Below are 19,467 nucleotides of genomic sequence, written 5' to 3' on the forward strand. Positions count from 1 at the left end.
GGGCCGCTCAACCAACGACGCCACCAGACAGCACCAGATCAAGGAGGGCACATGCGTGTTTCCGTGCTTCACACTGCGGGCCTGCCCGGGCCGTACGACGAATCCAGGCCGCTTGTCATCGAGGATCTCGCCACGCCGTCGCCACGACATGGCGAGGTTGGCGTGGACATCAGCTATTCCAGCCTGTGCCATTCGGACCTGTCGGTTGTCGACGGAAGCCGGGTGCGCCCCTTGCCGATGGCCCTCGGGCATGAGGCGGTTGGCCGCATCGCGAGCATCGGGGCAGGCGTGGACGACGTCAGGATCGGCGACCACGTGGTGTTGGTGTTCGTTCCCAGTTGCGGGCAGTGCCGTACCTGTCTCGGTGGCCGGCCGGCCCTGTGCGATCGGGCCGCCGAGGCGAACGGCAGCGGCGATCTGCTGCACGGCGAAGCGCTGCTCCGCTCTCCCGACGGCGGAAGGATCAACCACCATCTCGGCGTCTCCGCGTTCTCGGATCATGCGGTGGTCGCCCGGGAATCGGTTGTGGTGATCGGAGAGGACGTGCCGGATGAGGTGGCGGCCATGTTCGGTTGCGCCGTCCTGACCGGCATGGGAGCGGTGATCAACACGGCGCGGGTTGAAGCAGGGCAGACGGTGGCGGTTTTCGGCCTGGGGGCCGTGGGACTGGCGGCGGTCATGGCTGCCCGGATTTCGGGAGCATCGGACGTCATCGCGATTGATCCGAATACTGCCAAGCATGCTGTGGCGCTGCAGGCAGGCGCCACCGCGGTGGGGACGCCGGACGAAGCCGCCGCACTCACAGCGAAGGCGGCTGGCGGCGGCGTGGACGTCGCCGTCGAAGCCGCCGGTTCCGCCCGCGTGCTGGCCGGCTGCCTGGAGGTCACCAACCGGGGCGGCGCCGTCGTCGCCGTTGGCCTTCCGCACCCCTCCCAAGAGCTCAGCGTGCCCGCCCTGCAATTTGCCGGCATGGGCAAGCGCCTCCTCGGGTCCTACATGGGTGATGCGGTCCCGGAGCGGGATATTCCCCGCTACATCGAGTACTGGCGCGAGGGTCGGCTTCCCGTCGAACTGCTGCACACGGACACCTGCCCGCTGGACCAGATCAACGAGGGCCTCGAAGCCTTGGCTCAGGGGCAGGTTGTCCGGCGGCTCTTCAAGCCCTGAGGGCGAGCGCATACGGTCCGCGCCGCCGCCGGGACGTCCTCCGGCAGCTGCCTGCCTTGCCTGCGTCCAGCGGCCCCCAGTGAGGGAACGAAGCACCCTAGGGTTTCCTAACTAGGGTGGATTGATCTGGAATACGCAGGCGTCCTCGACCATGATTGAAGGTGTCAGCAACCGGACGGGAGACCTACCGGAGGCGGCGGTATGGGGATCCGAGTTGGGGGACCTGCCTGCGGGCGGTGGATCCAGATGCCGCACACGAAATGGCTCGAAGTGAGTTGGCTAATGGGGAGGCCTGACTTTGAGCCATTTCGTATGCCCGGGCCATGACAGACTGGTTCCGTGGCCCATCTCGACGTCTCCAATATTGCCTATTTCCTCTCCGACGGCCGCCAGTTGCTCAACGGCGTCGGCTTCAAGGTCGGCGACGGCGCCAAAACCGCGCTGATCGGCCCCAACGGCACCGGCAAGACCACCCTGCTGCGGATCATCGCCGGCGACGTGGTCCCGGATGAAGGCGCCGTGGCCCGCTCGGGCAGCATGGGCATCATGCGCCAGTTCGTCGGCCAGGTCCGCGACCAGACGACCGTCCGGGACCTGCTGGTCAGCGCCGCACCGCCGGCCCTGGCCGCCGCCGCCCGCGCGGTGGACGAGGCGGAGCTGGCCATGATGGAGCACGACGACGAGCCCACCCAGATGCGCTATGCCCAGGCGCTCGCGGATTGGGGCGATGCCGGCGGCTATGAGCAGGAGACGGTCTGGGACGAGGTCACCATGGCCTCGCTGGGCGTGCCCTTCGACCGGGCGCAGTACCGCAACGCATCCACCCTGTCCGGCGGCGAGCAGAAGCGCCTGGTGCTGGAAGCCCTGTTCTCCGGACCGGACGAACTGCTGCTGCTGGACGAGCCGGACAACTACCTGGACGTGCCCGGCAAGCGCTGGCTGGAGGACAAGCTGCGCGAGTCGCGGAAGTCGGTGCTGTTCGTCAGCCACGACCGGGAGCTGCTGGCCAACGCGGCCACCCGAATCGTCACTTTGGAGCCGGGCGCCCTCGGAGCCACGGCCTGGGTCCACGGCGGCGGTTTCGAAAGCTACCTGCAGGCCCGCGACGACCGGAACGCGCGGTTCGAGGAACTGCGCAAACGGTGGGACGAGGAGCACGCCAAGCTCAAAGAGCTGGTGAACATGTACAAGAACAAGGCCGCCTTCCGCTCGGACATGGCCAACCGCTATCACGCCGCCCAGACCCGGCTGGAGAAGTTCCTGGAGGCCGGGCCGCCGGAGGCCGTGCCGATCGAACAGAACGTGCAGATGCGGCTCAAGGGCGGGCGGACGGCCAAGCGGGCAGTGGTAGCCACCAAGCTGGAGCTGACCGGCCTGATGAAGCCGTTCAGCACCGAGATCTGGTTCGGCGACCGGGTGGGGGTGCTGGGGTCCAACGGCTCGGGCAAGTCCCACTTTCTGCGCCTGCTGGCCGGCGGCGGCACCGACCCGGAGAAGGAGCACCTGCCGGTCTCCGAGGTGCGGATCGCCGACGTGCCGCACACCGGCACGGTCAAGCTCGGGGCTAGGATCCGCCCCGGTTTCTTCGCCCAGACGCACGTGCGGCCGGACCTGCTGGGCAAGTCGCTGGTGGACATCCTGCACCGCGGCGACGACCACCGCTCCGGACTGGGCCGTGAGGCCGCGGCCGCCGTCCTGGACCGCTACGGCCTGGCCCGGCAGGCGGAGCAGTTGTACGACTCGCTCTCCGGCGGCCAGCAGGCGCGGCTGCAGATCCTGTTGCTGGAGCTCTCCGGCGCCACCCTGCTGCTGCTTGACGAGCCGACCGACAACCTGGACCTGCACTCCGCGGAGGCGCTGGAACGGGCCATTGATGCGTTCGAAGGAACGGTGCTGGCCGTGACCCACGACCGCTGGTTCGCGCGCAGCTTCGACCGGTTCCTGGTCTTCGGCACCGACGGCAGGGTCTACGAGAGCGAAACCCCGGTCTGGGACGAGGAACGCGTTGTCCGGGAGCGCTGAGCCGCCCGGCGTCGGGGAGAACGTCGAGCGGAGCAAGGCCCTGAAGCGCGGGCCCGGCAAACCGCCCGGCCCGGTCCGCGCCGCCACCTACGCGACCTTCGCCATCTTCGGGCTCAACGGGCTGGTCTTCGCCAGCTGGGCGGCCCGCATCCCGGCCGCCGCGGCGACGCTGGACATCAGCGCCGGCAGCATCGGCGCGCTGCTGCTGGCCCTCGGCCTCGGCTCGGTCATCTCGCTGCCCCTCGCCGGCCCGCTTGCCGCCAGGATCGGCACGGCCAACAGCGTCCGGGCCGGCGGGCTGATCGCGGCCGCCAGCGCCGCCGGACTCGCCGCCGCGCTGGCGGCCGGCTCCTTTCCCGCCGCCGCCGCGGCGCTGTTCTGCTACGGCGTGGGCGTGGCCTGGTGGGACGTGGCGCAGAACATCGAGGGCGCGGACGTCGAGCGGAAGCTGCTGCGCACGATCATGCCGAAGTTCCACGCCGCCTTCAGCCTGGGCGCGTTCGCCGGGGCCATGATCGGCGCCTGGCTCTCCGTGCTCGGGGTATCGCTGGCCGCCCATCTGGCGGTGCTGGCGGTGGTGGTCGCGGCCGCCACGTGGGTGGTGCCGCGGGCCTTCCTGCCCCACCGGCCCCAGCATGACGACGACGGCGGGGCCCGCCCCGGCCGCTTCGCCGCCTGGCGGGAACGGCGCACGGTGCTGATCGGCGTCGTCGTCCTCGGGGCCGCCCTGACCGAGGGCGCCGCCAACGACTGGATCGCCCAGGCCACCGTCGTCGGGCTCGGCGCCACCGAGGCGACGGGCGCGGTCATGTTCGGGGTGTTCGTGGCCGCCATGACGCTGCTGCGCCTGGCCGGCGGGCGGTTCATCGACCGCTGGGGACGCGTGGCCGTGCTGCGGGTCAGTCTGGGCACGGCCCTGGCCGGCCTGCTGCTCTTCGTGCTGGCGCCGAACCTGCCGCTGGCCTTCGCCGGGGCCGTGCTCTGGGGCGCTGGAGCGGCGCTGGGCTTTCCCATGGGCATGTCCGCGGCCGCGGACGATCCGGCCCGGGCCGCCGGGCGGGTGTCGGTGGTCTCGACCCTGGGCTATGTGGCGTTCCTGGCCGGACCGCCTTTCCTCGGGTTCCTGGGCGAACAGGTGGGCCTCCGCAACGCCCTGCTGGCCGTGGCCGCGGTGATGGTCGCCTCGCTGCTGACCGCCCCGGCCGCCCGCGAGCAGCGACAGACAACACCATCCCAAGACTAGCGTCAGCTATGGCTCGTGCGGGTGCTTGGAATCGGCGGACGGCCCGAGCATCCCGTTTGTGTGGGCTGATGAGCTCCGCGGCAGCGGACTCCCACCCGTCACGCTGACAACTTCCGAGCGGTCTGGCAACTCGCCGAATGTTGTTGCCGCTGCTCGCGCAGCTGCGCGTGCCCGCTACAGCGGCCGTCCCCGGACCCGGTCGGCCTCGGCGGACGGAGACGCGGGGCACTCTACACGCGCGATTGGAACGGCTGTACGAATTTGCATCCTCGAATTCACGACAGCGATAAATTGAACAGCCCAGCGTCGTCGGCCGCTCCCTTCAACTTCGCCCATTGTTGCGTCCCGGATACCGTCTGCCGCCGGCCTGGTGTGCCACGTCCACACCGTTCGATCGAAACCCCAAGCGCGGTTGGTTGGTGGGCCGTGAATCTCGCTGGATCATTGACTGCGGCAGCAGGGACTGACAACATCGCTATTAGATGGATGTGGCATACATTAATCGCGACAATAACGGGGTTGTATTGGAGGGCACGTACCGCATGACTTTGCGTAAGGGGCACCGGCACGCAGCGACCACCACCCGCCTTCGCCGTGATCGGATCGAATTACAGGGAACCACGCACCGGGTTATTTGGTCATGCAGTCGGTGTGAATTTCAGTGCACAGACGCGTCGGGTGCATTGGCCGGGCATGATCCTTTAGGTGTAGCTAACAACTGTTCAGTCTCCTAGTCACAAGGGAGGCACGGCATCCTTCTTGGGAAGAATCCGCTTTAGAGAAAAAGGGAGTATCCATGACTAAGGAATCCACCCCAACGCGGACCAATCTGAAGCCGCGCACGGTCGCAGTCTTGAACGCCCTCGAACGTGCATGGGGAGGCGGCGACGTGGACGCGCTCGATGACGTGTTCGCTGGCTCGTACGTTCGACGAGGGCGCAAGTCGCGTTTCTCACGCGACGAGCTCAAAGCATCCATCGTGGAGATGCGAAAGAGCTTTCCGGATCTGGACATGCGCATCACTCGGGTTGTTGAAGGCGAATCCGACCTCGCCCTTTACTGGACGAGTAAAGGTACGCTGCAGGACGAGTACCTGGGACTCCCTCCCACTGGCCGTGAGTACTCGGTGTCCGGGGCTAGCTTTGCCCGCTTCGAGGACGATCTCGTCGTCGAGGAGGACGTTACTTACGACCGGCGTGGAGGCTATGCGACGGTTGGTGTCCCTTTAAGCGGCGCCCGGCAGCAGGCCGAGGAGGACGTTGAGACAGCCGTCGGCGTCGACGTGCTGCGGTCCATGCATCGCAAGATGGTCACAGGGGTTACCGTGGTTGCCATCGAATCTGACGGGGAACCGCGAGGGCTTGCAGTCAATGCGTTCTCGAGCGTGTCGCTTGAGCCGCCTCTGATCCTGGTTTGCGTCCAAAAGTCAAGCTCGACGTACTCACACCTCATGGCAGCACGCCACTTCTCCGTCAACGTTCTGGCCGCCGACCAGCTCAATGTCGCGCGAGTCTTCGCGACGAAGCAGGACCGAAAGTTTGACCAGGTCTCTTGGCACCCCGGTGAGCATGGCGTGCCTCTCATCGACGGCGCTGCTGCCGCAATGGAGGTAGAACTTCAAGACACGCTGCATGCTCTCACACACACCATCTTCATTGGACGTGTCCGTCGCGTCACCTCGAATGAGGCTGCTCCACTTGTTTATGCGAACGGGGCATTCTTCGACGGAGGCGAATTGGTTGAAGCGCGAGATAACACAGCGTGACCTAGGGCGTTCCGGGATGCAGATGATTGATCCGTCCACGAGGCCGCGGTCCTAGCGCGTCGCCGTCTGCCCTGGGTTTGAATGTGGGCTCCCTTAGCCTGCTCTTTTCCCGGCCAGGTGCAGGATCATCCAGCGTGCGGTGGTGATGATCTGGCCGGCGGTTTCATAGATCCTGGCGCGCAGGCGTTTGGGTTCCCAGCGCCGTGCCCGAGCTGCCGGGCAGGACGGGCATCTGCATCCAGGCGCTCAATTCCACGGCGAGCGTGACCAGGTGGGTCCAGATTCGGTTGGAGGTGAAGGCCTGCAGTGGCAGGTTCGTTGGCCCGGTGTCCTTACTGACCCGGATGCGGTCGCAGCGGGCACGCAGCCGGTGGCGGACTTCCAGCTCGGCCCACGACCCGGTTCTCCGGTTGGTCGCGAACCGGTGCAGGAACCCAGGCGCCGTCGTGTTCGATGCTGTCGCTGTATGGGCCCGTTTCCAGGCATCTGCCGGTATCTTCTCCAGCCCCTCGGCCATCGCCGGGCTAAAACCGAAGCCGACCGAGTAAGCCAGATTACTCAAGGGTCTCTGTGACATCTTCCAGCCCTGGGTTTATCGGGGCGGTCAGAAGACGCCCTCAGGCACCGTGACCTTGCGATCTACTGCCAGGCGGACGTCGCGGAGATCGACGCGCAAAGTAACAAGCCGATTCCAGCCACCCCGAGGTAACCGTTTCGACAACACCCGTCGGCATAAGTGGGGCAGTATCGGCCGTCTCCTCATGAGGACCCACCTGCTCGTTTACTTCAGGTGTAGCCCCGAGCGACCGGCCTCAAAACGTTTGCTGCATCGTCCTTAATTGGACGATTGATACTGTTTCGATACGGGCCCACTTCAGCAGAAAAAACGACTTCAAATCTCAGACCTTATACGTCCTTGGGAACGCGACCAAGGGCGCGCTTTTACGCAGCTTGACTCCACAAACTGAATGGTCAATACTTATGTGCATCGCATCACACAGGTGAGTTTAGTCACGCTAAGCCAAGGAGTCTCATGCAGCAAACAACCGAATCGCGCACGTCCGGGATCTCCTTGAGCCATGACGTCGAGCCGCACAGTGACCCGATGAAGTTTCGCAGGGTGCTTTCTCACGTCCCGACCAGCGTGGTGGTGATCACCGGTACCAAGGACGATGGCACACCCGCCGGGCTGATCATTGGGTCTTTCACTTCTATCTCCCTTGACCCCCAGCTCGTAGGTTTCTATCCGACGCATGCATCAACCAGCTGGCCGCAAATCCGTGAAGCTGGCCGTTTCTGCGTCAATGTTCTCGCCCAAGGCCATGGCCAGCTCGCAAAGCAGCTCGCGACAAGCGGCGGCGACAAGTTTCGCGGCTTGACCTATCATCCTGCGCCACATTCCGGCGCCCCGATCCTCGACAGCGGCGTCGTCGCGTGGATAGATTGCGAGCTCGACCGCGAGATTGATTTGGGCGATCATTTCCTCGTCGTGGGGAAGGTGCTGGATCTTGACGTCGCTAGCGGCCAGGATCACCCGATGGTGTTCTGCCGAGGCAGTTACCCTTCGTTCGCAGGCGCCGCCTGACAGGCGAATGCGTCCGCGTGTCATCCACCTTGCCCGTTTGTTGTGCCGATCGCGTTGAGACCGTGGAGTGGGCCCCCGACAGTCTCGAAGCTCAGATTCCGAAACTAAATGCTTTCGGATCAAGATTCTCAAGGAAGTTTTAATGACCATGACACAAGCATCTGCAACCCAGGCAGAGCAGATCGACTACTGGCTCTCGGTGGTACATTCCCTGACTCCCCTGATCGAAGCAGAAATGTTCGAAGGCGAAAAGAATGCGAGCGTCACAGAGAAGGTGGTGAACGCGTTTAAGGACTCAGGACTATACAAGCTCACCTTCCCCGCAGAACTTGGTGGTCATGGGGCCGATGCCGTCGTCTGGATCCATGTGCTGGAGGAAATTAGTCGCATCGACGCCAGCACGGGGTGGGTGTATATGGTCCATTCGGCCGGGAGTGCCATCTCCGCGATGAATTTGAAGCGCGACACCGTGTTCGAGCTTTTCGGTAACGGACGGGATTCGCTGCTATGTGGCGCCGGAAACACGACCCCGCCCGGAACAGCGCTCAAGGTAGATGGCGGCTATCTGGTCAAATCGAAGCCAGTGCCTTTCGGCAGTGGCACCCTGCATGTCGATCGTCCGGTAGGCCTCTTCTTCGAGGTGGATGAGAACGACGAGAAGGTACTGGACCAAGAGGGCAACCCGGTTGTGCTGTTTGGTTACCCGCACAAGGACAACGTTGAGTTCCTGCGTAACTGGGACGCATCCGGTCTCTCCGGTTCAGGGTCAGGCGAGTACCTGGTGAAAGAGCACGTGCTGGAAGATAAATGGTTCGTATCTTGGACTGAGACAGACAAAGCCGAAGCCCCGATTTTCAACTTCGGTCTTTGGGGAGCGACGTATCTCGGTCACACTGCTTTCGGCCTCGGTGTGATGAAGCGTGCGCTCGAGGAGGTGTCGACCGTGGTCAAGGGGCGCCGCCGTGGTGGCGTGCCTGTCCCGCTAGACGAGTATGCGCTGCTTCGGCATGAGTTCGTGCGTATCGAGTCCCATTACCAGGCTGCGCGCGCCTGGGCGTTGCAGACATATCAGGAAGCTTGGGATGCCGCCGTCACCGAAGGAGCCGTGACCGAATACCACGTCGCCCGCATGGAACAGGTCTCCACCCATATTCATCGGGTGATGGAGGACGTCGTGTCCACTTCCGCTCTGTGGTCGGGATCCGCCGTAGTTCCGCGGAATGCGCCTCTTGCCCGGTTGACGCGCGACATGCGCGTCGCATTGAGCCACGTAGCAGTCGCACCTTCCAGCTTCGCCAATGTGGCCCCCCGCATTCTCAAGGCATGGCAGGAATCGGTGCAGCGCTGACGCCTCCAACGCGGGCGGGTCTCGTCCGGCCGCAGGACCCGTGGTCCGCTCACCTGTCGTTGCTGTACCAGGAGTACGCTTTGTGCACGCGGCCCGCTGAGGCGGCGGCCCACGGGTTTCAATGGGTCGAAAGCTGGTGGATCGACGACGACGCCGAGCGTGAAGCATTCGTTGCCGCCGCGTCCGACACTGGGGTGGGAATCGCGTGCATGAATGCGTTCGCCGGCGACCTCACGCGAGGCGACCGCGGCATCCTGAACGCCCCTAAACGCCGCGACGAGGCAGTGGCAGCAATTACCGACGCGATCGGTCTCGTGAGCCGTGCCAGGGGCCGGGCTGTCAACGTACTTGTCGGGCGCGCCCGCAGCGACGCCTCTCCAGCGCGCCAGTTGTTAGAGGTGCGGGATGTGATAGTCGACCTCGCCCCGCTCGCTGCGGCATCGGGCGTGACGTTGGTGATCGAACACCTCAACAACGGCGACGTCCCCGACTTCCTGCTGCAGACGCCGGAGGACTGCGCACGGTTCGTCGAATCGGTTGGCCATAACAGCGTACGGATGCTGTTCGACGCATATCATGCCCTCGCGATGCAGTTAAATGTTGCTGCCGAGGTGGTTCGCTTCGGAAGTTTGATCGGCCACGCTCAATACGCCCACGCACCCGGCCGTATTGGTCCTGCACCCGGCCGGAGTAACCCGTGGGCATTCGCAGAGGTGCTTTCGAGCGTCGGATATGACGGTCCAATCGGTTTGGAATTCCCCGCGTCTACGTCGGTGGAGAGCGAGCTAAGTAGTCTCAGAACTATGAGCGGCACGGGTATGCACTAACGCCAACGCGCTGATAGCTGCCTGACAAGAGCTAGTTCTGGAGTTTGCGCGCAACCCATCGCGATAGGGTTGCTCAGGGAGCCTTCCGCCGGACCCGGGGGAACGCTGCCGCTGCATATGGAACGCCGCATATTACTGGAGATGAAGATGGGCGCTGCAACGTGAGGTCACATCGAGGTTTCGCGACGCGGAAGAGGGGGCCAGGGCGCCCGACGAGCGCAAATGCATCCGACACTCGAGTCCGCATCCTGGATGCGGCTATAGAGAGTTTTTCCTCGGGTGGTTTCGGAGCTACGCCGGTTAGCGCTGTTGCGGAGGACGCCAGCGTAACGTCAGGGATGCTCTACTACTACTACGGCTCCAAAGATGGACTGTTCACCGCGGTTATGGAAACCGCGCGAGAACAGCTCGCAGAACAAGTTATCGCGCCGATCCTTGCAGTGGTCGCCGAGCAGCCATCGCTGCGAACGCGCCTAGTGACACTCGTGACAGTCCTCGCACATCGAGGTCAGGAGGACGCGTGGATTCATCGGCTCATTCTCGTCGGAGATGTCGAACCGGACCTTCCGGATCAGCAGGATTTTCGGGAGCGTACGGACGCAGACCTCCGTCGTCTTTACTATGCGGTCGCCGGGTTGGGGGAACAGGGGCCACAGAACGAAGAGGAGCATCAGCTCGTCTCGGCAATCGAATTGCTCGTGCTCGGGATTTGGTTGTTCGGGATTCGCCGACATGGCGTCGAGCGGCTCCAGGTCGTGGTTCAAGCTTTCGTGGCCCTTGTCGAAGGAACACTCCTGGAGACGGATGACGAGGGTACGGAAAGCTCCGAAAAGCTCGAACCTGCCGCAACGGCGGTCCCGACGGCGCTCGACGACCTGGAGCTCAGGGACCGCATTGCACTGATCGCCCTCGAACGGTTCGCGGAGGGTGGATACGGGAGCACGTCCCTCAAGCAGATCGCGACCTTTGCGGGCGTGACGACCGGCGCCGTCTACCACTACTTCGACTCGAAGGCCGATCTTTACCGCGCGGCCGGTGATTTTGGCACACGACGTATGATGCGCAGTTTTGCGCAGGCAGTCTCTGCCGCCGGTGACCGCGTCGAGCGCAACCAACGCCAACGCGTGAGAACGTACCTTCGTGAAGTCTGTGCCCACACCGAGGACTTCATCGAAAACCATCGGATCGGCGTCAGCGTACATGTTGACGCCGAACGTTACCCTGAGCTGGCTGAGAGCAGAGATGACTGGGCGCGAACTCTCGAGCAGCATTATCGAGCCGTCGCTCGGGGAAGCTCGGCACCTCCCCTTCGTGAGGAGGACGAGCCGGATCGCGACCCGTTAGCTGTGTTGCTCAACGTGATCACCGTGGGAGCGGCGTGGTTGACAGTGCGGCACGGCACGGGAGCGGCGGAGCCGGCACGCCTAGGTCTTGAGCGGCTGATCGATGCGCGAACCCTCTGAGAGTTGAGGGGCTCTGACGATCTTCCGTCAGAGCCCCTCACTGCGGTAAAACTCAGGCCTGCGGCGTCACATTTGCCAGCTCCGGTGTCGCTGCGAGCGCCGCGGCGAGGCCCACAAGGCCCTCACCTTGAGCGACTGCCCGACTCGCTAGTTCCTCGCTCAGCATTCCGTCGCCATTCCAGCCGGAGGCGGGAATGTAAAGCCCGGGCGACAGCGTGTGTGCGGCAAAGAAGTCGACCAACACGTTACGCATCGCCGATAGGCCTAGGAAGTGGTGGAACGAGGCGCCCGTAGCCACCAGCCCCACCGCCTTTCCCGTGAGAGGGGCATCTTCCTCGCCCCACATCCCGCGAGGTACTACGTCGAGCACTGCCTTGAACGGGGCGGCGTATGTTGCTCTCCACATGGGAGACCCGAAGACGAAAGCATCTGCTTCGAGAATGGCCGCTGCAGTTGCGTCGACACCGGCTTCCGCAACCCCAATGATGGAACAGATCGCCCCGCGCGACTCGGCGGCGTCGACCACAACTCTCAGAGCGCGCTCAGTGTTGCCGCCGCCGCGCGGCGAGCAGTCAATCGCGAGCACGCGGGGCGACTTAGGCATTGCGGCATTCATTCTGCTAGCGCAAGAGTTTTTGCCGGCTGTCGGATTCCACGGGCCTCAAGGCGAGGCAGGACCTCGTCACGAATCAGCGGCAACTCGTCGAGGTAGTTGGTGAGGGTGAACACGCTACCGGCGTACCCGGCCTCTGCCATCTTCACGTACCCGTCGGCGATGTCGTCGGGGGAGCCGAACAGTCCGAAGCTGCCGTGCCCCGTGATCATCGCTTCTCGGGCTGCCGTGTACTGTTCAGGCGTCATCGCACCGTCTTGTGAAGCGCCACCGGCCGCAGCGTTGGCGAGCGGCTGGTAGATGCTGAACAAGCGGAGAATGTTGTCCACAGCCTCTTCATCGGCGTTCTCGATCACATGGCGGCGGTATTCGAGCGCTTCCGCCCGCGTCGGCCGACAAATGATGTGGGTTGTGCCGATGATGCCGGTCTCGTGACCCTGCTTGCGAGCGGTCTCCTTGATCTCCGCAACTTCTCTCGCTGCTGTCTCCAGCGAGGTGGGCGAGGAGAAGAGGAAGTCGCTGTTACGCGCGGCGAATGCGCGCCCCTTGGGGGAGAAAGCGGCGTTAAGAATTACCGGGTCGCGCTCGTAAGAGCCAGGGGTGCGCTGTGCGCGGTCAAGATGCTTCAGTTGGTAGTACTCGCCGTTGAAGTCGCCCTCGGCGTTTTCACGCCAGTAGCCACGAATGATGTCGAGCCACTCCTGCGCAATTTCATACTGCTTGTCAGTCACCTCCCGACCAAATAGCTCGGCTTCCTGGCGGTTCCACCCGACAACGATGTTGAGTCCGAAGCGGCCCCTAAGCAGACGGTCGGCGGCGGCCATCTGCTTGGCTGCCAAAATCGGAGGGTACATCTGCACGTGAATCGTGGAGAATAGGGCGATCCGCTTTGTCGCCTGGCCGAGCGCGGTTGCCCAGACGATGGACTCGACGCCCTCTTCTTGGAAACCGGCGCCACCCCATCCGATCCACCGGGTAGCGGGGAGAAGCATATCGAGCCCTGCATCGTCTGCCATCTTCGCAAGGGCGAGGCAGTTTTCCCACGTCGGGTCCCAGATCTCCGGCAGGGTGTGTGCGGCGTTCCCGCCCCTGTTATTGCTCGAGAAGATTCCGAGCTTGAAATGGTTTTCTTTGCGCATTGGGTTAGTCATCGCGTCGACACCTTCTCTTGGAGTTGAGGCCTGCATATCTTCTTCATTGAAGTTCCCTTTGTCTCTCATATTGGTTGCCCCGGCACGCCGCGAGAGAGAACGCGAGTGCGGGTAGGCGTCCAGGAACGCTGGCTCGCGTTTCAGGGACGGTAGTGCGCTGAATGCACCCTGTCAAGTTTTATATTGAGTTCACAATATTCATGGCAGCCCCTCGAGAGGCCTTCGAGGGATATGGGGGAGTAACAATAACCGCACTGATCCTAACCCGTATATTCGGCGCTCACTAGGTGCATTAAATGGGCCTTGACATCAGCGCACGCACGCCGCACACTTGGGAAGTTGTACTTTACAACCAGTTTCCTGTATCAGGCAGTAGGCAGCTCGCTCGGCGAGCGGCACACGCCTCTACCACGACCACACGGGCGACGTCTTTCTATACGGTGGCTGGACCTGTGCAACTTGAGTGGACAAATGGCAGCGTCGCCGGAGGTTACTCCTGCGTGATCTCTCCAATGGAGGAGAAATGAATCGTAAAAAGCTTTTTCGTCAGCGACTGCGGGAGGCGACCGCAGCCACCGCTTTTGCGGCGCTGGTGCTCACTGGCTGTTCGACAGCAGAAGGATCCACGGCTGCGCCGTCGGACTCGGTAGATGAGTCTTCGGGTGGCTTTAGTGCGGCGCAGGAGGAGTGGGATCGTCTCCTCAGCAACCCTGCGCTGGAGATTGACCCTTTGCCGCAGGCGGTGCCGGAAGGAGTGACCGTCGCGTTCGTCAACTGCACGATCCCGTCCTGCCTGCCAGGGGGTGGGGCCGAACCAGGTGCTGCGCTCGGATGGACAGTGCAGGATTTCGATTTCGATTTGGCGAAGGGCCCGGCCGACTATGTTGCGGCGACGACACGGGCGATCGCTACCAACCCCGACGTTCTTTTGCTCCAACTGGTGTACCCGGCGACACTGATCCAGGACCAAATCGATGTTGCGGTGGCGGCAGGCATGACGGTAATTGGCATGGGCACCGAAGCGGCGCCGCCCGGCTATTCAGCCTGCATCCAGTGCAAGCCAGCGACGGCTGCGGTTGGCGCCGCGCTCGCGAAGATTGCCCTGGCTGACGCAGGCAAGAAGACTTCTGTGGGCGTCCTCGTGGACAAGACTCTCGCCCCACAAGTCCATATGGGAGAGGGCGCCCAACGCGAGATCGAGGCCAACGGTCAGGGCAGCACTGCGCAGATGGTGGAGCTGAATGTCGCCGACAACCCAGCCGCAAACGCCGCTCGAACGGTGAGCTTTCTGCAGCGCAACCCAGATGTGGAGTACCTGCTGTACACAACACCGAGCCTCGTGCTCGGGGCCAGCAGTGCGTTTGATGCTGCTGGACTCAGCGATCGCGTGAAGATCATCGGCCCCGACCCCTCGGGTCCGAGCGAGGTTAACCTGCTCGAAAGCGGCGACGTCTACGCATGGCTGGGCGTCGAAAGCGGCGAAAAGGCGTTTGTATGGCGCGCGTTTGATGCTGCTGCACGAGCTGTCCAAGATGCGCCGATCGACCCAGTCGAGCCCATCCCGTCCATGCGTCTCATCACGAAGGATAACGCCGATCCTGATCTGGCGGCACCGACGGACTTCAAGGACGTATACAAGAAGGCGTGGGGCGTCAGCGACTAGTCCAGGCGTGAAGTGCTCATTAGGCGGGGTCCGAAACGTGGCCCCGCCTGATCGATGTGCGAACCAGCGGAGAACGTAGGCAGCACTGACTTCATCCTCACAGATGGGGTCCTGACCTGCCTTAGGAAGATTCTGCCGCTGGCGGGTCTGCGCGCGGTACTCCGGTGGCGCTTTGACTGTCTGGGGGCGAGCCACGTCCTCTCGCGGAAGCGCATTTGGGGCCATTGACCAATCTTAAGCGATCCTGTAACTTCGGCCATATTAGGCGTTTACTATGCGCGACGTTTCATAGCAAAAGCGCAGGCGATTCTAGTTGACGAGTCGAGTCGCCGGTTACCACCTCGGTCTAGGCCGAGGCCCAGCTATATAGGAGCAATGATGCACGCTACTGAGCCACGAGTTCTTCTGGAAAACCTCCACTTTCCCGAGTCCCCGCGCTGGCGGGACGGCCGACTTTACTTCGTCGATTTCTACGCTTACGAGGTTGTCGCAGTCGACATGGAGGGCAATCGAGAGACGATCCTCAAGGTTCCGGGGATGCCTGGGGGGCTCGGTTGGGCGCCGAACGGGGACCTCCTTGTGGTGTCGATGATGGAGTCAAAGCTCCTGCGATTCAACGGCACGACGACGGAAGAGGTGGCGGACTACTCGCACCTCGCGCATTCGGGCAATGACATGGTTGTCGACGGTAAGGGTCGCGCCTACATCGGCGCCATGCCACCGATGGATGCTGAGAATCCTTCTGCGATGGGCCAACCGGTGAACCTGGTGTTGGTTGATGTTGATGGTGGGGCTCCGAATGGGGGCGCTCGCGTCGCAGCTAGCGACATCCGCATGCCGAACGGTGCTGTTGTGACTCCGGATGGGTCCACGCTAATCGTGGCCGAAAGTTTCGCGAGTCGCCTGCTTTCTTTCACCATCGAGCCCGATGGCTCGTTATCGAACCGCAAAGTCTTCGCCCAACTCGAGCAGGGGTTGGTGCTCGACGGCATCTGCCTAGATGCGGAGGGTTGTGTATGGGTGGCGCTTCTAATCTCGAGTGGCGTGACAGGTTTCCTCCGCGTGGCGGAGGGCGGCGAGATACTCGATCACATCGACGTGCCCGCGAGTGCTGGCGCTGCTGCCGTGGCGCTCGGAGGGCCAACAGGCAACACTCTTTTCCTGCTTGAGTCGCTCTCGACCGATTGGGCGAACGAAGGAAACAAGCAAAAGGGAAATGGCCAAATTCGCGTGATCGAAGTCGACGTTCCTGCTGCTGCTTTAGTGTCCTAGCGGAGTTTCCGGGTCATTCCGTTTTGAGGGGCCCCACAAAATCGAACCCGCAAGTTGCGGGGCGGGTTCTAGCGGTCGTTGCAACCCCCAAAAATTTTTGGGAGTTGCAACGACCGTGTCGCCTTTAACTGGAAAACTACGATCCAGCAGGAAATACACGCAGCAGCAGAAGGATGAGTTCTTCGTTGTATTAAACCGGATGGGGAGCGTCACCAAGGCAGCGGCCGAGATGGCCCTGAACCGGAATACGTGTATGCAGTTGGCGTGGAGGCCGGGATCGCGGGGAAGCCGGGCAGGGCGCCTCGTCCGGTCAGTGAGGAATCTGCCGGCTGCGCAAGGCCGGAAGCTCTCGGCCGGAAGCAGCCAAGAGAGACGGCGCGAACATACGCACCGTCTATCTCTGGGATTCCGCCGGCCCAGGCAACGCGGCTCAACGAGGACACCAACGGGCTGCTACACGCTTCCCCAAACACCGACCTGTCCTTCTACGGGCCTGAGGACCTCGAACACGTCGCGCAGGATGGGGCCGCGCTTTGAAGCATCTACGTGCACCGACTAGCTCGGAACTCAACTTTGTTCCCGGTGCGACGTGGGTCTGCGCAGGCCGGTGGCCTGACCGATGCATGTCGAGCGGGGCATCCGGTAGCGTTCCAACACGCGGCCGACTGTCGAACGCGAAATCCCCAGATGGTAGCCGATCCGGTGCGGCCCCATCGCTTGCTAATATCGCAGCGCGATGATCCGCCGCTCCCGAGCAGCCGGCGGGCGACCGGGGCTGTGACGCGGCCGACTGCTGTGGCCGGTCAGCGGCAGCCGTGCCCGGTGCCGGCGGACCCAACGGGACACCGTCGCCGGCGAATCCTGGAACCGTTCGGAGACCCGTCGCTGGGGAGCCGTGCTCGATGCGAATTGGGCATCCGGGCTCTGCCCTCAGGGGTCAAAGGTGCATTTCGGCGAGTCATGGAAGACCTCCCGAGAAGTGGTTGTCACTCGTGTACACCTATCGATATCGAGGTCTCCTCCCAACTCACGGACCGTTCACAACGCGTCGAGGGAAGTACAGCTAGGCGGTACCCGCGAGGTGAGTAGAGGGCCCGGCAAATTCGGGCTTGACGTGATCAAGGTCATGCCCCAAACTAATACAAGTGTAAAGTACACATATTGTTGAGTGTCTCTCGTAACGTAGACGGCGGCGCTAGGGCGTGCTCGCGTGTTATCTCTCCAATGGAGGAGTGGAAATGGATAGGAATCTAACCCGTCAGCGCGTTCTGGGCGCAACTGCATCAGCGGCGCTCGCGGTATTGGTGCTCGCTGGCTGCGGGGCCGATGAGCCGTCGGCTGGATCGACCGGCTCCGAAAGTTCAACCTCCGGTGGCATTGCCGCGGCGCAGGAGGAGTGGGACAAGCTGATGAGCAACCCCCCGCTGGACATTGATCCGCTGCCGGAAGAGGTTCGACAGGGTGCGTCTGTCGCGTTCGTCAACTGCACGATCCCAGCCTGCCTGCCCGGTGGAGGCGCTGAGCCAGCTGCCGCACTCGGATGGGAAGTCGAAGACTTCGACTTCGACCTCGGCAAGGGACCGGCAGACTACGTCGCCGCAGTTGAACGAGCCCTCGCAACGGACCCCGACGTCTTGCTGATCACCGCTGTCTACCCCGAGACTCTGATTCAGGATCAGATCGATGCGGCAGCCGAAGCCGGCGTCAAAATTGTGGACATCGGCGGTTTTGAATCGCCCGGTTACGTTGCCTGTATCCAGTGCGAGCCAGCCACTCATGCAATCGGAGTCGCGCTCGGGAATGTTGCTCTTGCAGATGCAGGCAAGAAGACCTCGGTCGGTATTCTCATGGACAAGACGCTTGCGACTCAGGTCTCGCACACAAAGGGAGCTCAGGAAGCAATTGAAGCGAACGGCGAAGGCACTCCGGCGCATGTTCTTGAACTCAACGTCGCTGACAACCCGGCAGCAAACGCGGCACGAACGGTGAGCTTCCTGCAGCGTAACCCGGATGTGGAGTACCTGCTGTACACGACGCCAGGCCTCATGCTCGGCGCCGCCGGCGCACTGGATGCGGCGGGGTTGAGCGATCGAGTCAAGGCTATCGGTGTCACGCCGTCTGGTGCCAGCGAGGTCAACCTGCTCGAGTCCGGCGACGTCTACACGTGGGTTGCGGCAGAGGGTGGTGGCAATGCCCACGTGTGGCGTGCCTTCGATGCGGCAGCACGTTCACTTCAGGATGCACCGATTGAGCCGTTCGCGCCGCTCCCGGCAATGCGCCTCATCACGCAGGCGAACATTGACCCCGAGCTGGCATGGCCAACGGACTTCAAGAACATCTACAAGACCGCGTGGGGTATCAACAAGTAGTCGTACACCGCGCTCGCGCGGCCGATCGAACAAGGACAGTGGTGCCGGCCACGCCAGGCCGGCGCCACTGTTCGTTCACGCGAGATAGCCCAGAAAAAGATATAGGAGGATCACATGGGTAAGTTGGACGGCAAAGTCGCTTTCATAACCGGTGGCGCGGGAGGCCTTGGCTCCGCTCAGGCGCAACTCTTCGCGGAGGAAGGAGCACGCGTCGTAATCGGCGACATTCGAGACGAAAAAGGACAGGAGTTCGCCCGTAGCCTTGGCGATAGCGCACTCTACACTCACCTTGACGTTACAGACCCCGAGAGTTGGAACCAGGCCATCTGTGCTGCTGCCGACGCATTTGGTGAAGTGGACATTCTCTCCAACACGAGCGGCATTACACGAAACGCGCTCATTGGCGACACCACACTTGAGGAATACAACGCGCATATCGCTATCAACCAAACTGGCACGTTCCTTGGAATGAAAGCGGTGCTTGAGCCGATGAAGCGCAGAGGTTCCGGTTCAATCATCAACGTCGCCTCGACCCACGGGCTTCGAGGTGGGGTCGGCGGAACGGCATACAACGCGTCGAAGTTTGCCGTCATCGGCATGACAAAGTGTGTGGCTGCCGAGGTCGGCGAGTTCGGCGTGCGCGTCAACGCGCTATGCCCAGGCGGCATCGACACCGAGCTGTCGCGATCGCAAGCGAAGGCTTGGTATGGCCTGGACCTTGACGCGCCATCTGCAATGTCAGCCGGTGACAACGCATGGCAGTTGCCGCTGCGACGCATGGGTCAGGCCGAGGAAATCGCCAAGATGGCGCTGTTCCTGGCAAGTGACGATAGCTCCTACTGCACGGGCGCCGAGTTCGTCGTCGATGGCGGTTTGCTCGCGGATCACCCGATCCCGCCCGGCGGCAAGAAGAACTAACCCACCATTACGTGGTATGGGGGTCGGCGCGAAGCGTCGCGTCGGCCCCGTCACCATCTGG

The 19,467-nt window shown here is 62.9% G+C and carries 15 protein-coding genes; 12 read left to right on the forward strand and 3 right to left on the reverse strand.

Annotated features, from left to right (window positions below; genetic code table 11):
* The first annotated feature begins 51 nt into the window (after positions 1-51).
* The 4 genes from AC5RW2_RS19340 (at position 52) to AC5RW2_RS19355 (ending at position 6,197) form a co-directional block, all read left to right on the forward strand.
* The gene (locus tag AC5RW2_RS19340; protein ID WP_493963642.1) at positions 52-1,167 is read left to right on the forward strand and encodes a zinc-binding dehydrogenase; all 1,116 of its coding nucleotides are present in this window, start codon (positions 52-54) and stop codon (positions 1,165-1,167) included.
* A 339-nt stretch (positions 1,168-1,506) separates the two neighbouring features.
* On the forward strand, positions 1,507-3,189 hold the full coding sequence (locus AC5RW2_RS19345) for an ABC-F family ATP-binding cassette domain-containing protein (RefSeq protein WP_493963643.1): 1,683 nt from the start codon (positions 1,507-1,509) through the stop codon (positions 3,187-3,189).
* A 40-nt stretch (positions 3,190-3,229) separates the two neighbouring features.
* Complete coding sequence (locus tag AC5RW2_RS19350; protein ID WP_493963809.1) at positions 3,230-4,432, forward strand: MFS transporter; 1,203 nt, start codon at positions 3,230-3,232, stop codon at positions 4,430-4,432.
* Between the two features lie 796 nt (positions 4,433-5,228).
* Positions 5,229-6,197 carry a flavin reductase gene (locus AC5RW2_RS19355; protein ID WP_493963644.1) on the forward strand — a complete coding sequence of 323 codons (969 nt, stop codon included), beginning with the start codon at positions 5,229-5,231 and terminating at the stop codon, positions 6,195-6,197.
* A 163-nt stretch (positions 6,198-6,360) separates the two neighbouring features.
* Here AC5RW2_RS19355 and AC5RW2_RS19360 read toward each other — a convergent pair whose 3' ends face one another.
* The gene (locus AC5RW2_RS19360; RefSeq protein WP_493963645.1) at positions 6,361-6,759 is read right to left on the reverse strand and encodes a hypothetical protein; all 399 of its coding nucleotides are present in this window, start codon (positions 6,757-6,759) and stop codon (positions 6,361-6,363) included.
* Positions 6,760-7,230: 471 nt separating this feature from the next.
* On the opposite strand from AC5RW2_RS19360, the gene AC5RW2_RS19365 reads away from it, so the two are divergent.
* The 4 genes from AC5RW2_RS19365 (at position 7,231) to AC5RW2_RS19380 (ending at position 11,420) form a co-directional block, all read left to right on the forward strand.
* A complete protein-coding gene (locus AC5RW2_RS19365) occupies positions 7,231-7,782 on the forward strand; it encodes a flavin reductase family protein (protein WP_493963646.1) in 552 nt (183 codons plus the stop codon).
* A 142-nt stretch (positions 7,783-7,924) separates the two neighbouring features.
* Entirely contained in the window at positions 7,925-9,130 is a 1,206-nt protein-coding gene (locus tag AC5RW2_RS19370; RefSeq protein ID WP_493963647.1) for an acyl-CoA dehydrogenase family protein, read from the forward strand.
* Complete coding sequence (locus AC5RW2_RS19375) at positions 9,106-9,957, forward strand: TIM barrel protein (RefSeq protein WP_493963648.1); 852 nt, start codon at positions 9,106-9,108, stop codon at positions 9,955-9,957. Before AC5RW2_RS19370 ends, AC5RW2_RS19375 begins: the two co-directional genes overlap by 25 nt.
* A gap of 161 nt (positions 9,958-10,118) precedes the next feature.
* Entirely contained in the window at positions 10,119-11,420 is a 1,302-nt protein-coding gene (locus AC5RW2_RS19380; protein WP_493963649.1) for a TetR/AcrR family transcriptional regulator, read from the forward strand.
* A 52-nt stretch (positions 11,421-11,472) separates the two neighbouring features.
* Here the strand turns inward: AC5RW2_RS19380 and AC5RW2_RS19385 are convergent, their stop codons facing one another.
* Together AC5RW2_RS19385 and AC5RW2_RS19390 are read right to left on the reverse strand one after the other, a co-directional pair.
* Positions 11,473-12,024, reverse strand: a complete 552-nt coding sequence (locus tag AC5RW2_RS19385; protein ID WP_493963650.1) for an NADPH-dependent FMN reductase — start codon at positions 12,022-12,024, stop codon at positions 11,473-11,475.
* Positions 12,025-12,032: 8 nt separating this feature from the next.
* Positions 12,033-13,184, reverse strand: coding sequence for an LLM class flavin-dependent oxidoreductase (locus AC5RW2_RS19390; RefSeq protein ID WP_493963651.1), 1,152 nt, complete (start codon positions 13,182-13,184; stop codon positions 12,033-12,035).
* Positions 13,185-13,707: 523 nt separating this feature from the next.
* Here AC5RW2_RS19390 and AC5RW2_RS19395 point away from each other — a divergent pair.
* The 4 genes from AC5RW2_RS19395 (at position 13,708) to AC5RW2_RS19410 (ending at position 19,406) form a co-directional block, all read left to right on the forward strand.
* Complete coding sequence (locus AC5RW2_RS19395) at positions 13,708-14,847, forward strand: sugar ABC transporter substrate-binding protein (RefSeq protein ID WP_493963652.1); 1,140 nt, start codon at positions 13,708-13,710, stop codon at positions 14,845-14,847.
* A gap of 375 nt (positions 14,848-15,222) precedes the next feature.
* Positions 15,223-16,119 (forward strand): SMP-30/gluconolactonase/LRE family protein, encoded by an 897-nt coding sequence (locus AC5RW2_RS19400; RefSeq protein ID WP_493963653.1) that lies wholly within the window; start codon positions 15,223-15,225, stop codon positions 16,117-16,119.
* 1,238 nt (positions 16,120-17,357) lie between these two features.
* Entirely contained in the window at positions 17,358-18,488 is a 1,131-nt protein-coding gene (locus AC5RW2_RS19405; protein WP_493963654.1) for a sugar ABC transporter substrate-binding protein, read from the forward strand.
* Between the two features lie 114 nt (positions 18,489-18,602).
* Positions 18,603-19,406 carry an SDR family NAD(P)-dependent oxidoreductase gene (locus AC5RW2_RS19410; protein ID WP_493963655.1) on the forward strand — a complete coding sequence of 268 codons (804 nt, stop codon included), beginning with the start codon at positions 18,603-18,605 and terminating at the stop codon, positions 19,404-19,406.
* Positions 19,407-19,467 lie beyond the last annotated feature (61 nt).

The sequence above is a fragment of the Arthrobacter sp. B0316-1-20 genome (genome assembly GCF_059091865.1).